Here is a 12,877-nt window from a genome sequence, read left to right on the forward strand (position 1 = left end):
GTGGCGAGGGAGACCGAGGCGCGCGACCGTTCTCCCCGGTGGTCTAAGGCCCAGCACGCGGCGCAGTTCGCCTCGTCTACGTGCAGGCGCAACGCGGGCGGCGAGTTGCGCGCCGCCAATAGTGTCGCGCGCTGCGGCATCCATGAGCGTGGTTCATAGCCAAGTGCGGTTTTGCCTGGCTAGTGGCGAGGCGCCGACGCGCCGATAGTGGCGGCCACTCCCCATGCGGCGTTCCGCATCCGGCCCCTGTCATTGCAGCGGCGCCGGGCGACGCCGTGCCGCCTTCGGACGCTTTCGCCATGACCCACGACACCGCTTCGCGCACCGCGCATCAGGGCGCCGTGCTGGCCATCATCCTGGTCAGCTACCTGATGATCATCCTGGACGTCTCGATCGTCATTACGGGGCTGCCGCACATCCAGGAGGACCTGGCGTTCTCCGCGGCCCGACTGGCCTGGGTGCAGAGCATCTACACGCTGACTTTCGGCGGTTTCCTGCTGCTGGGTGCGCGCGCCGGCGACATCCTCGGCCGGCGCCGCATGTACCAGGTTGGTCTGGCGATCTTTACCGTGGCCTCGCTGGCGGTGGCCATGGCGCAGGGCGCGGCCTGGATGGTGCTGGCGCGTGGTGTGCAGGGCCTGGGCGCGGCGATCCTGGCGCCGACCTCGCTGGCGCTGCTGACCCTCCACTTTCCGGAAGGCCCCGAGCGCCGTCGCGCGACCTCGCTGTACGGCGCGGTCGCCGGGATCGGCGCCAGCGTCGGCCTGGTGCTGGGCGGGCTGCTGGCGGATCAGTGGTCGTGGCGGGTGGGCTTCTTCGTCAACCTGCCGGTGGGCGTGCTGCTCGCGTTCGCCGCACAGCGCTACATCCAAGAATCGCCGCGTCGCGCGGGCCAGTTCGACCTGCCGGGTGCGCTGCTGTCCACGGCTGGTTTCGGCGCGCTGATCTGGGGGATCGTCGAAGCCAGCGAGCTGGGTTGGCATGACACGCCCGCACTGGCGGCGATCGGCGGCGGCCTGGTGGCGATCGTGCTGTTCGTCCTGCACGAGGCGCGCGCCGCGCAGCCGATCATGCCGCTGCGCCTGTTCGCCCATCGTGAGCGGCTGGGCGCGTACGTGGCGCGCTTTCTGTTCCTGGGGGCGATGGTGACGTTCTTCTTTTTCTCCACGCAGTTCATGCAGCAGGTGCTGGGGTATTCGGCACTGCGGGCCGGGCTGGGCTTCCTGCCGATGACGCTGGTGAACTTCGTGGTGGCGCTGCAGGGGCCGCGCCTGCTCAAGGGCCTGCATCCGGGCGCGCAGCTTGTGCTGGGCCTCGGGCTAGCGCTGGTTGGCTTGGGGCTGCTGAGCCGGGCCGGCCCCGGTGCGTCGTATGCTCTGGCCATCGCGCTGCCGATGGTGCTGATCGGCGCAGGGCAGGGGCTGTGCTTCGGTCCGCTGACGGCGTCGGGCGTCGCGGGCACGCGCGTGGAAGATGCCGGCGCCGCCTCGGGCGTGGTGAATGTGGCGCACCAGCTCGGCGCGTCGACCGGCCTGGGCGTGATGAGCGCGGTGGCGACCGCAGCCGAAGCAGGTCGCGTCGATGCAGTCGCGATCGCGCATGGAGCATCGGCCGCGCTGCAGGGCGCGACCGGCCTCATGCTGCTGGCCTTGCTCGTGGCGGTGCTGCTGATCCTGCCTGCGCGTCGCCGCGCACAGGGCGCGCTGGTCACGTCGTCCTGATTACGGGAACACGCGATCAAGGCCGCGGTGTTGCCAGGCATCGCGGCCGGCTGCAGGCATCCAGCGCGTATCGCAATGCGCTCACTACGTCGCGAGTGATCAGGCGTTCCACGCAGGTTTGCGATCATGGCCGCGAAGCGCGCTGTTTGTCCGCGCACGAAGGAATGCCGTCCCGATGTCCCGCGATCTGATCACCAAACCGATCACCGCCGCCTTGCTGCACGGCGCGGTGGAACTCGAACACACCGCGCACGGCGTCATACCGCATCGGCTGCCGGCGTGGGCGCGCGCGCAGAGCGGCGATCCGCAGCTGGCGATGGTCGAGGCGCAGCCGTCGGGCGTGCGACTGGTCTTCCAGACCCGTGCCACCGTGGTTGAGCTGCAGGCGCTGCGCACGCGCCGCGTCTATGCCGGCCTCCCGGCGCGCCCCGACGGCGTCTATGTACTGGCGCAGGGCAACCACGTGCTCGGGCAAACGACGATGCCCGGCGGCCATGTGCTGACGGTCGACATGGCCGCGGGCAGCGCGACGCGCGTGGAGGGCGCGCCGGGCCACGCGCGCTTCGCCAATCTGCCTGAAGGCGACAAGACGCTGACGCTATGGCTGCCGCATGACGAGGCTGTCGAGCTGATCGCGCTGCACAGCGATGCGCCGCTGGTGCCGGTCGAGGCGGGCGCGCAACGGCGCTGGGTGCATCACGGCAGCTCGATCAGTCACGGCAGCAATGCCACTGCGCCGCATGCGATCTGGCCGGTCGTGGCCGCGGCGCAAGGCGATGTCGCGCTGACCAACCTCGGCTTCGGCGGCAGCGCGCTGCTGGACCCGTTTGTCGCCCGCACGATCCGCGACCTGCCGGCGGACCTGATCAGCCTCAAGCTCGGCATCAATCTGGTGAATCTGGACCTGATGCGGCTGCGTGCGCTGGGCCCGGCGGTGCACGGTTTCCTCGACACCATCCGCGACGGGCACCCGACCACGCCGCTGCTGCTGGTTTCGCCGATCCTGTGCCCGATGCACGAGGCCACACCCGGCCCGACACTGCCTGACACCGCCGCGCTGGCCAGGGGCGAATGGCGCCTGCAGGCGGCCGGTGATCCGACCGACGTGCCGCGCGGCAAGCTGACCCTGCAGGTGATCCGCAGCACGCTGGCTGAGATCGTCGCGCAGCGTCGTGCGCACGATCCGAACCTGCACTATCTCGATGGACTGGCGCTCTACGGCGAGGCCGATGCGCAGGCGCTGCCGCTGCCCGATGGCCTGCACCCGGACACGGCCACGCACCGGTTGATCGGCGAGCGCTTCGCCGCGCATGCGTTTGCCGAAGGTGTGTTCGGTCGCTGAGCCAGCGCCGCGCCGCGGGTCGTGACTGACATCAACCTGACCGTTTTGTCGGTATGGCCGGCGGGGGCGGCTGCGTAACATCGCGCCACTTCGGCCAAGCCTCATGCCAGGTCGGGATATCCCATGAGGTGTCAGATGAAACGTCCGTTGTTGGTCGCCGCGCTGCTGGCCGGCATGCTGGGGTCGGCCCAGGCCCACGAAATCTGGATCGAGCGCGATGGCGCCGGCCCGGTGCGCGTGTATTTCGGCGAACCGGCGCAGGCCGAACTCGACCACGGTCAGGATGAGATCAAGCGCATCGTCAAACCCACGCTGTTTGGTGCCAAGGGCAAAGCGGGCGCGCTGGCCCGCGAGGGCGATCACCTGACCGCGCCACTGCAAGGCGCAGGCGATGCCTGGCTGTCCGATGCCAGCGTGTTCGAACCGTGGAAGGGCGAGGACGGCCGCTTCGAGGCGGTGAGCTATTACGCACGTGCCGGCCGCAGCCAGGCCGAAAGCCGCCTGGCGTTCGAACTGATCCCGCGCGCGTCGCAGGGCAATGCCTTCACCCTGCAGTTCCGCGACAAGCCGTTGGCCGATGCGGAAGTCACGCTGATCAACGCCGACAAGTGGACCAGGACGCTGAAGTCCGGCGCCGATGGCCTGGTCACGCTGCCGACGCTGGCGGCCGGCCGCTACATCGTGGTGGCCAGCCACAAGGAAGCGGTCGATACCAGGATCGGCGCGCAGCAGGTTGCGGTGATGCACCACATCACCACGCTGACCTTCAAGGCCGACTAGACCCCGGGACGTGCCGTCCGTGCCCGGACACGCCGGGCGGATGGCACGGCTTATTCGAAGCGCAGCTGCACGCCCGCGTAGACGCCGAAGCCTTCGCCCGGCGTCGAGCGGGCGGCATCGGCGCCGTTGTCGTTGTAGCCGGGCGTCACCGTCGCCGCGTAACGCTTGTCGGTGAGGTTGCGCGCCTCCACCCACGCCTGCCAGCGGCCGCTGGGCGCATCGAAGCCCACGCGCGTGCCGAAGATCAGGTGGCTGTCGGCCCAGAAGCTGTTGGCGTAGTCCACGGCCATCTTCGAGGCGTATTCGGTATTGAGCGCGGCGTACGCACCTGACGGATGGTCGTAGCGCAGCTCGCCTTGGTAATAGTGGCGGGGCAGGCCCGGCAGCACGTTGTCGCCGAAGCGCGCGTCATCGCGATAGCGGAAGTCGCTGAAGGTGTAGGCCTGGCGCAGTGACAGGCGACCTGCCGTTGACTGCCACAAGGTGCTGTCCAGCCCGGCCTCGATCCCGCGATGTACGGTGGGGCTGGCGTTGGATTCGGCCACGATCAGGTTCGGCACCGACTGCACTTCGACGTTGAACAGCTCGTGGCGCACGTGCGCGTAGTAGGCGGTCAGTTCCCAGTGGCCGAGTGCGGCGTCGCCACGTGCGCCGAATTCCAGCGTGTCGGCGGTCTGGTTGTCCCGGTGCACTGGCGTGCTCTGGCGCCCGGTGGAGGCGCCATTGCCGGCAGCGAAATACGTGCTGGAGCCCCAGATCATCGACCACGGATGCGCCGGCTCGACCGAGCGGCTGAGATTGCCGAACAGCTGCGTCTGCGGTGTCGCCTGCCAGGTGAAGCCCACGCGCGGGGCGTAGTCCCAACCGTGCTCGGACAGACGCCCGCCGCTGCTGGGCCAGGTCACGGCGACCTCGCGCTGGGTGTTGATCAAGGCCAGGCCGGTGACCAGGTGCAGCTCTTCAGTCAGCGCCAGGTTGTTGCCGACGTGCAGCGTGCTGTCGGTGCCGTGGTGCTCGAATTTTCGCGTCAGCGTGCCGGCCACGTAGCCATTGCTGGCAAAGCGCAGGCTTTCGCGCACGTCGGCCTTGAGGTCGTGGGTCACGCGCAGCCCGACCGTGGTGACGCTCTGCCGGCCGAACAGCGTGTGCCGGTGCGTGTAGTCCAGCGTGCCGTTGAGGTCGGCGTAATCCAGCTGCTGCCGGTACAGGCTCTCGTTCAAATCCATCGGGAAGTGGTGGTAGACCAGGCCCGCTTCCAGCGTGGAATCCGCATCCAGCTGCAGCGTGGTGGTGTTGCCGATCCAAGTGCTGCCCGGCTGCGGCCGGCGCGCGTCGATCGCCAGGTAGGACGGATTGCCCTGGCGCGGGTTGTCGCGGAGTTGCGCGCGGGTCAGGCGCCCGGGGGTGTCGTGTTCGGTCTCGCGATAGCGGAAATAAAACTGCGTTTTCAGGTCCGGATTGAGTTGCCAGCCGACGTTGGCCATCACGCCCTTGCCGCTGCCGGACGCGTGCTGCTGGTAACCGTCGTACTCGGTATCGGTATAGGCGAAGTAGTAATCGACATCGCCGTGCACGCCGCCGTAGCCCAGGCTGCGCTTCTGGTAGCCGCGGCTGCCGGCCTCCAGGCGCAGGTCCAGGCCGGGCGAATCCAGGCCGCTTCGGCTCACATAATTGATGGCCCCGCCCAGGGTCAGCGCGCCGCGGTCGAAGCCGTTGGCGCCACGCAACACTTCGACGCGGCTGGCCCATAGCGGTTCCAGCAGTTCGTAGGGGGTGCCGCCGGAGAAGGTCAGCGGCAGGCCATCGAGCGAGACCGAAACGCCCGAGGCGTGGGCGCCCGGCGCGCGGTTGATGCCTGAGCCGCGGATCGAGACCTTGACCCCTTCATTGCCCGGCGACTGCGCATTGATGCCCGGCTGATAGGCCAGCGCATCGGCGGTGCCGCCAACGCGGCCCTGGCCGGCCCGTGTGAGGTCGATCACGTTGCCGGCGCCGGGCGTCTGCTTGAGTGTCTTGCGGGCGGCCTCGACGTCATCGGCGCGCGTGGCGGCGACCTTGATGGCGTCCAGCGTGACGGCCTGATCGGGCGTGGCGGCGGCCAGCGACGGGCTGGCCAGGCAGCCCAGGATGGCGAGGGAAAGCGGCGCGGCGCGCAGGATTTGTGTGGTGCGGGTCATCGGTCTTGGTGTGTTGGTGGCGACGGGCGGGCACGCGGCCACGTTGGCGCGGACCGAAATCGGCGTCGGCAAAGTGGCGGGATCGAGGCGCGCGTCAGGAGCTGGCGTTAAGCCCAGGCAGGGCGGCGATACGATGTTCTGTAAACCTGTGTGGTTCGTACAAGGTTAACAGAGCCGATGGCGGGCGTCACCTGGCCAGGCGGCTTCAACATGCTTTCCATGCGGCAGGTGCGTCTGGTCGCCAGCCGGTCGCGGCGCGCATACTTCCGTCCATCGCCGCTTTCGACGCGGCAATGGACGGGTCATGGCGGTCAAGCTTCCACCGGCAAACATCGTCCTCGACCTGCTCCCCGACGCGGTGTGCATGGTCGATCCGCAGGGGCACTTCCTGTACGTCAACGCCGCGTTCGAGCGGATCTTCGGCTACCGGCCGCAGGAGGCGCTGGGCCGGCAGATGCTGGACCTGGTGCATCCCGATGACCGCGCGCTCACCCTGCAAGTGGCCGAGCGGATCATGCAGGGCGAGCCGCAGCCGCATTTCCGCAATCGCTACATTCACCGCGACGGGCACCTGCTGGACATCCAGTGGTCGGCGCGGTGGCTGCCGGAGTTCGGCCTGCGCCTGGCCGTGGGCCATGAGGTCACGGCCCTGCGCGGCGCCGAGCGCGCCTTGGAGCACCTGGCCAGCCACGATCCCCTGACCGGCCTGGCCAATCGCGCCCAGCTGTGGAGCGCCTTGGAAACCGCGATGGCTCGTGTGACCGAAGGCGAAGGACTGGCGGTGCTGTACCTGGACCTGGATGGCTTCAAGCGCATCAATGACCGCCACGGTCATGCCGCAGGCGATCTGGTGCTGCAGGACGTCGCCCAACGCCTGCGCGAGGCGATCGCGCCCCATGATGTGGTGGCCCGCGTGGGCGGCGACGAATTCGTGGTGCTGCTGCCGCACGGCCTGCAACACGAGGCGTGGCGGACTGCGGCGCAGGCGCTGCGTGCGGCGGTCATTGCGGTGCCATCGCCGCTGCCGCTGGATGTGAGCATCGGCATGGCCGGCTATCCCGGCGACGGCGAAACCGCCGATGCGCTGCTGCGCCATGCGGATGCGGAGATGTATGCGCAGAAGACCGCGCGCCGTGCGCAGGAAGCCTCGACCGACGCGATGACGGCCGGCTGAGCTGCGTCCTGCATCGCGCAGGACAACGGGCCATCAACCTCTCGAGGCGCGCCCGGCGCGCGCGTGTTGCGCCTGGCGTCGCTGTGATCTGGCTTACTTGCTCGGTTCTCCCATCGGTGAGGCCTCGAGCGCGATCACGCTGGTCGGCGCTTCCACCACCGGCGCGATGACCACGGGCTGTGGCTTGAGCAGCAGGCGCGTGCCCAGGTTGCGCAGCAAACGGCTGCCGGGCAGCTCGATCGTCCGATACATCAGCCAGGCCAGCGCCAGGATCGCCAGCGTGGTCGCGGCGGCAACGCCCGGCGTATGCGGCTGCTGGCCCAGGAGCTTCAGCGCGACGTAGATCACCGGGATGTTGAGCAGGTACATCGAGAAGCTGCATTCGCCGCACATCGCGATCAGGCGATTGCCCAGCAGGCGCTTGCTCAGGCCGGTGTCGAACGAGAACACGAAGATCACGATGCCGGCGAACAGCGCGGTTTCCAGGCTGCTGTAGAAGTGCTTCTTGCTGCCGAAGTCGATGTGCAGCACGCCTGCCAGCACCAGGCCGATGGCAACCAGCACCGCGACCTGCAGCACTGCCAGCGGCGCCATGCCCACGCCGGGCGTGGTGCGGCCGCGGACCAGGCCGAAGATCACGCCGGTGAAGAAGTAATGGATCTTGGAGCCGACGAAGGTGCCGGGCAGGGTGCTGCGATAGGACATCAACGCGAACACGCCCACCAGAATCATCACCAGGAACGCCGCGTTGCCCTGCGTGCGGAACGCCCACAAGGCAAACCAGACCCCGACGAACACGCCGTAGAACTGCACCTCCGGCGGGATGCTCCACAGCGCCGACACGTTGCCGGAGAACATCAGGTGGCGCAGCAGGTTCTGGTGGGTGATGGCGTAGACGAACTGCCCATCGACCAGGTTGTAGATCAGGTACGAGGCGACCACGATGAACAGATACGCCGGGGCGATGCGCGAGAAGCGTGAGATGCCGTAGTGGACCACCGAGCCGTAATTGAAGTCCTTCTCGCCATAGAGGAAGGACATCAGGAAGCCGCTGAGGGTGAAGAACACCATGACTCCCACCTCGCCCGGCAGCAGCGGGCTGAGCGGGAAGAACTTGTATTCGGCCAGGTGGGAATAGACCACCAGCAGCGCAGCCAGGCCGCGGATGCCGGTCAGTGAATCGATGCGTTGTTCGGTGCCCATAAGACCGGATCCCATGAGGCGAGCCACCCTCCACCAGCCCCGCCGGAACCGGCGAGGTGTTGCGTGTTCTGTCTGGATGGGTTGCAGCGGACGATGCTCGGGGGAAAGTCAGCCCGGCTGGCGCCGGACCGCGTCCGCTGTGGCCGGAGTGTAGTCAATCCGGTTGCGGCGGATGCGGACGGTTTCACAGTTCTGCGCGCCGTGACTGAACGCACGGCGCAAGTGGAATGCCGTGCGGTTACAACCCCGCGTCGCCGAACAGCACCTTGCCGCCCGGCCCGTACTGCAGGCGCGCGATGCTGGGCAGCAGGCTGGCATAGGGCAGCGGCAAGCCGTCGTCCTGGTGTTCCTTGCCGCGCCAGAAGATCTGGCCGGCGGCGGGAATCGCGGCCTTGAGGCGATCGTGCACGTAGGGCTCGTAGGCGTAGTCCTTCCACGCGTAATCATTCCACTGCGCGATCTGGCCGCCGAGCGGCTCGCCGACGCTGCGCGTCTGCCAGCCGTCGTAGAGCGCCTGGCCGCTATAGCCCTGCGGATTGAAGGCGCGCGGATGGAACGGCGTCACGTACCAGTTGCCCGACGACTCGATCCAGCGATAGCCATGCGCGGACCAGTCAAAGCTGGCTTCCTCGCCTTTCTCGATCCAGCGCTGCTGGATGAAACGCGTGTCCAGCTGTCCGGCGAAGTCGGCGCTGGCCCACATCTCCACCTGCTTGCCCTTGGCGATCAGGAAACGGCCCAACTGGTTGAGGAAATCCACCTGCACCTGCGTACTCAGGTCGCCGTGGTTGAGGTTCACCTCGTCGCCGCCGACGTGGACGGTGTCGTTGCGGAACCACGGCAGGAATTCGGCGAACACCGATTCCACGTAGGGCAGGGTGCCGGGCTTGCGCGGATCGAGCGTGCCGCCGACCGGACGGTCGCCGGTATAGACCAGGTCGGGACGTGCGATCACCAGCGCGCCGGCATGGCCGGGGACGTCGATTTCCGGCACCAGGCGCACGCCGTTTTCTGCGGCGACCTCTTCCAGCGCGTCCCAGTCGGCGCGGGTGTAGAACTGGCCGTCCTGCGGGATCAAGCCGGCAAAGGCAGGGTTATCGCTCTTGAGCCGGAACGAGCGGTCCATCCATTTGGTTTCGGCATCGTCCAGCACGTGGTCGTTGAGATGCACGTGCAGGGTGTTGAGCTTGTACCAGCCCATGAAGCGGAGGTAGCGCTTGAGGAAATCGACGTCGGCGAACTTGCGCCCCACATCGAACATCACCGCGCGCTCGCGATAGCGCGGGTAATCCAGCGCATGGCCGCGCGGCAGGCGGCGGTGCGTGCTGCCGCCCTCGACCAGCAACAGCTGCAGCACCGTGCGGCTGCCGTAGAACAGGCCCTGCGTGGTTGCGGCGCAGACCTGCACGCCGGTGTCGATCTGCAGGGTGTAGGACTCCGCGCGTTGCCACGGCGCTGGCACGGGCAGCACGCAATCGCGGCTGCGCAAAGCGATGTCGCCGGGCTTGCGCTGCGCGGTGGCGACGACGGCGGGCGCGGGCAGGCCGCTGACGCCGGCCAGTTCATCGGCGAAGCGCTTGGCGAGCTGGCGCTGCGTTGCATCCGCATCGGTGGCGATCACGATCCGCTGGCCGGCTTCCAGTTGCCATTGACCTGGCGTGTCCTGCCATTGCTGCAGGCCCGGCACCACGCGCGGATTCGCGACAGCGAGCGACGACAACGCGCACAACAGGCAGGCCAGTGCAGCGCCAACGGCCCCGCGTTGGGACCCCGCTGCGAATGCGTTGAACATGGGGAAGCGTCCGGGTGGGGGTGCCTTGGACTATTGCATATCGATCCGCGTCTGCGCGCGGCTTTTACGGGCCGAAATCAGCAGCGGATGCGCCCAAAAAAAGGGACGGCCGAAGCCGTCCCCATGCGCGCGATGCTGCGGATGGATCAGCCCAGGATGCCGGGCAGGTCCAGGCCCTTGTCCTTGGCGCAGTCGATGGCGATCTCGTAGCCGGCATCGGCATGGCGCATGACACCGGTGGCCGGGTCGTTCCACAGCACCCGGCCAATGCGCTTGGCCGCAGCTTCGGTGCCGTCGCAGACAATGACCATGCCCGCGTGCTGCGAGAAGCCCATGCCGACGCCGCCGCCGTGGTGCAGCGACACCCAGGTCGCACCGCTGGCCGTGTTGAGCAGCGCATTGAGCAGCGGCCAGTCCGACACCGCATCGGAGCCGTCCTGCATGGCTTCGGTTTCGCGGTTGGGCGAGGCGACACTGCCGCTGTCCAGGTGGTCGCGGCCGATCACCACCGGCGCCTTCAGCTCGCCATTGGCGACCATCTCGTTGAACGCCAGGCCCAATCGATCACGGTCGCCCAGGCCGACCCAGCAGATGCGCGCCGGCAGGCCCTGGAACTTGATCTTCTCGGCGGCCATGTCCAGCCAGCGGTGCAGGGCGGGGTTGTCCGGGATGAGTTCCTTCACCTTGGCATCGGTCTTGGCGATGTCTTCCGGATCGCCCGACAGCGCGGCCCAGCGGAACGGGCCGATGCCGCGGCAGAACAGCGGGCGGATGTAGGCCGGGACGAAGCCTGGGAAATCGAACGCATTGGCCACGCCTTCTTCCAGCGCCATCTGGCGCAGGTTGTTGCCGTAGTCCACGGTTGGCACGCCGAGCGCGTGGAAGCCGAGCATGGCCTGGATGTGCACGGCCATCGACTTGCGCGCGGCCGCTTCGACTTCCTTCGGTGCGGAAACACGCTTCTCGTCCCACTGCGCGACGGTCCAGCCCTGCGGCAGGTAGCCGTTGACCGGGTCGTGCGCGGAGGTCTGGTCGGTCAGCAGGTCGGGCTTGATGCCGCGGGCCAGCAGTTCGGTCAGCACGTCGGCGACGTTGCCGAGCAGGCCGACGGAAAGCGGTTTCTTCGCCTTGCAGGATTCATCGATCAGGCGCAGCGCTTCGTCGAGGTTGTCGGTCCAGGTGTCTAGGTAACCGGTGCGCAGGCGCATGTCGATGCTGGACTTGCGGCATTCCACCGCCAGGCACGAAGCGCCGGCCATCACCGCGGCCAGCGGCTGCGCGCCGCCCATGCCGCCCAGACCGCCAGTGAACAGCCACTTGCCGGAGAGGTCACCATCGAAGTGCTGCCGGCCCATCTCCACGAAGGTTTCGTAGGTGCCCTGGACGATGCCCTGCGCGCCGATGTAGATCCAGCTGCCGGCGGTCATCTGGCCGTACATCGCCAGGCCCTTCTTATCGAGTTCGTTGAAGTGATCCCAGTTGGCCCAGCGCGGCACCAGGTTGGAGTTGGCGATCAGCACGCGCGGCGCATCGGCGTGGGTGCGGAACACGCCGACCGGCTTGCCCGACTGCACCAGCAGGGTCTGGTCGTCCTCCAGGCGGGTGAGCGTGTCGACGATGGCATCGAAGCTTTCCCAGTCGCGCGCGGCGCGGCCGATGCCGCCGTACACCACCAGCTCCTGCGGGCGCTCGGCCACGTCCGGGTGCAGGTTGTTCATCAGCATGCGCAGCGGCGCTTCGGTCAGCCAGCTCTTGGCGGTGAGGGTGGTGCCGGTGGGCGCCTTGATCACGCGGGTGTCGTCGCGACGGGTCATTGGGAAGTCCTTGGAGAATCGGTTCGAAAATTCGGCGTGCGGTTATGCGCGCGAGGGTGTCGTGGTGGCGAAGTGCAGGCAGTCGTCCATCACTTGGCGCAGCACTGCCTGCAGCGCACTCGCGCGCGCATCGGTGTACGGCGTGGGCCAGGTCTCGGGCGCGGTGATGGCTGGCTCGTCGATGTAGCCGCGGCAGGCCAGTTCCATCTGGAGGCTGTGCACGCCGCCGCTCGGGTCCGCGTGCTTGCGGGTGATCCAGCCGCCCTTGAAGCGGCCGTTAAGCACGTGGCTGAAACCGCTGGCGGCGCAGCGTGCTTCGACTGCAGTTTCCAGCGTGGGACTGCAGCTCGCGCCGGTGTTCGTGCCGATGTTGAACTGCGGAAGCTCGCCATCGAACAGATGCGGAATGTGTGAGCGGATCGAATGCGCGTCGTATACCACCACGACCGGATGCGCGGCGCGCAGTCGCGCGATCTCCGCATCCAGCGCGGCGTGATACGGCAGGAACCAGGTCTCGCGACGGCGCGCGATCTCGGCTTCATCCGGTTCCAGGCCATCGCGATACAGCGGCTGGTCGTCGAAGGTGGTGACCGGGCACAGGCCGGTGGTGTTCTGCCCCGGATACAGCGAGACGCCGGACGGATCGCGGTTGACGTCGATCACCGAGCGCGAGATCGCCGTGCGCACCGTGGTGGCACCCAATGCACGCACGAAGTCGTAGAGCTGGTGCACGTACCAGTCCGCATCGCGCCGCGCCAGCCACGGCGAAACGAACTGATCCTCCAGTTCCGCCGGCAGCTCGGTGCCGGTATGCGGAAAGCTGACGATCAGCGGCGCCTCGCCGCGATGGACCTGCAGCCAGTCGGCGGCCATC

At 67.9% G+C, this 12,877-nt stretch carries 9 protein-coding genes; 4 read left to right on the plus strand and 5 right to left on the minus strand.

What is annotated here, in order from left to right:
* Positions 1–299: 299 nt before the first annotated feature.
* The 3 genes from BMZ17_RS05600 (at position 300) to BMZ17_RS05610 (ending at position 3,843) form a co-directional block, all read left to right on the plus strand.
* Positions 300–1,721, plus strand: coding sequence for an MFS transporter (locus BMZ17_RS05600; RefSeq protein ID WP_093138064.1), 1,422 nt, complete (start codon positions 300–302; stop codon positions 1,719–1,721).
* Positions 1,722–1,896: 175 nt separating this feature from the next.
* Positions 1,897–3,063: an SGNH/GDSL hydrolase family protein gene (locus tag BMZ17_RS05605; RefSeq protein ID WP_093136921.1), complete on the plus strand. Its 1,167-nt coding sequence runs from the start codon at positions 1,897–1,899 to the stop codon at positions 3,061–3,063.
* 135 nt (positions 3,064–3,198) lie between these two features.
* Positions 3,199–3,843, plus strand: a complete 645-nt coding sequence (locus tag BMZ17_RS05610) for a DUF4198 domain-containing protein (protein WP_093136924.1) — start codon at positions 3,199–3,201, stop codon at positions 3,841–3,843.
* A 50-nt stretch (positions 3,844–3,893) separates the two neighbouring features.
* On the opposite strand, the gene BMZ17_RS05615 is transcribed toward BMZ17_RS05610, so the two are convergent.
* A complete protein-coding gene (locus BMZ17_RS05615; protein WP_093136927.1) occupies positions 3,894–6,020 on the minus strand; it encodes a TonB-dependent receptor family protein in 2,127 nt (708 codons plus the stop codon).
* A gap of 304 nt (positions 6,021–6,324) precedes the next feature.
* On the opposite strand from BMZ17_RS05615, the gene BMZ17_RS05620 reads away from it, so the two are divergent.
* A complete protein-coding gene (locus BMZ17_RS05620) occupies positions 6,325–7,194 on the plus strand; it encodes a GGDEF domain-containing protein (protein WP_093136930.1) in 870 nt (289 codons plus the stop codon).
* Positions 7,195–7,287: 93 nt separating this feature from the next.
* On the opposite strand, the gene BMZ17_RS05625 is transcribed toward BMZ17_RS05620, so the two are convergent.
* From BMZ17_RS05625 to hutG, 4 genes are all read right to left on the minus strand, one after another.
* Positions 7,288–8,397 (minus strand): acyltransferase family protein, encoded by a 1,110-nt coding sequence (locus tag BMZ17_RS05625; RefSeq protein ID WP_093136932.1) that lies wholly within the window; start codon positions 8,395–8,397, stop codon positions 7,288–7,290.
* 238 nt (positions 8,398–8,635) lie between these two features.
* Positions 8,636–10,117, minus strand: coding sequence for a family 20 glycosylhydrolase (locus tag BMZ17_RS05630; protein ID WP_175485479.1), 1,482 nt, complete (start codon positions 10,115–10,117; stop codon positions 8,636–8,638).
* A 218-nt stretch (positions 10,118–10,335) separates the two neighbouring features.
* Positions 10,336–12,003, minus strand: a complete 1,668-nt coding sequence (gene hutU, locus BMZ17_RS05635; protein ID WP_093136937.1) for a urocanate hydratase — start codon at positions 12,001–12,003, stop codon at positions 10,336–10,338.
* 42 nt (positions 12,004–12,045) lie between these two features.
* On the minus strand, positions 12,046–12,876 hold the full coding sequence (hutG, locus tag BMZ17_RS05640) for an N-formylglutamate deformylase (protein WP_093136940.1): 831 nt from the start codon (positions 12,874–12,876) through the stop codon (positions 12,046–12,048).
* Position 12,877 lies beyond the last annotated feature (1 nt).

The sequence above is a fragment of the Pseudoxanthomonas sp. GM95 genome, from assembly GCF_900109775.1.
Taxonomy (GTDB): domain Bacteria; phylum Pseudomonadota; class Gammaproteobacteria; order Xanthomonadales; family Xanthomonadaceae; genus Pseudoxanthomonas_A.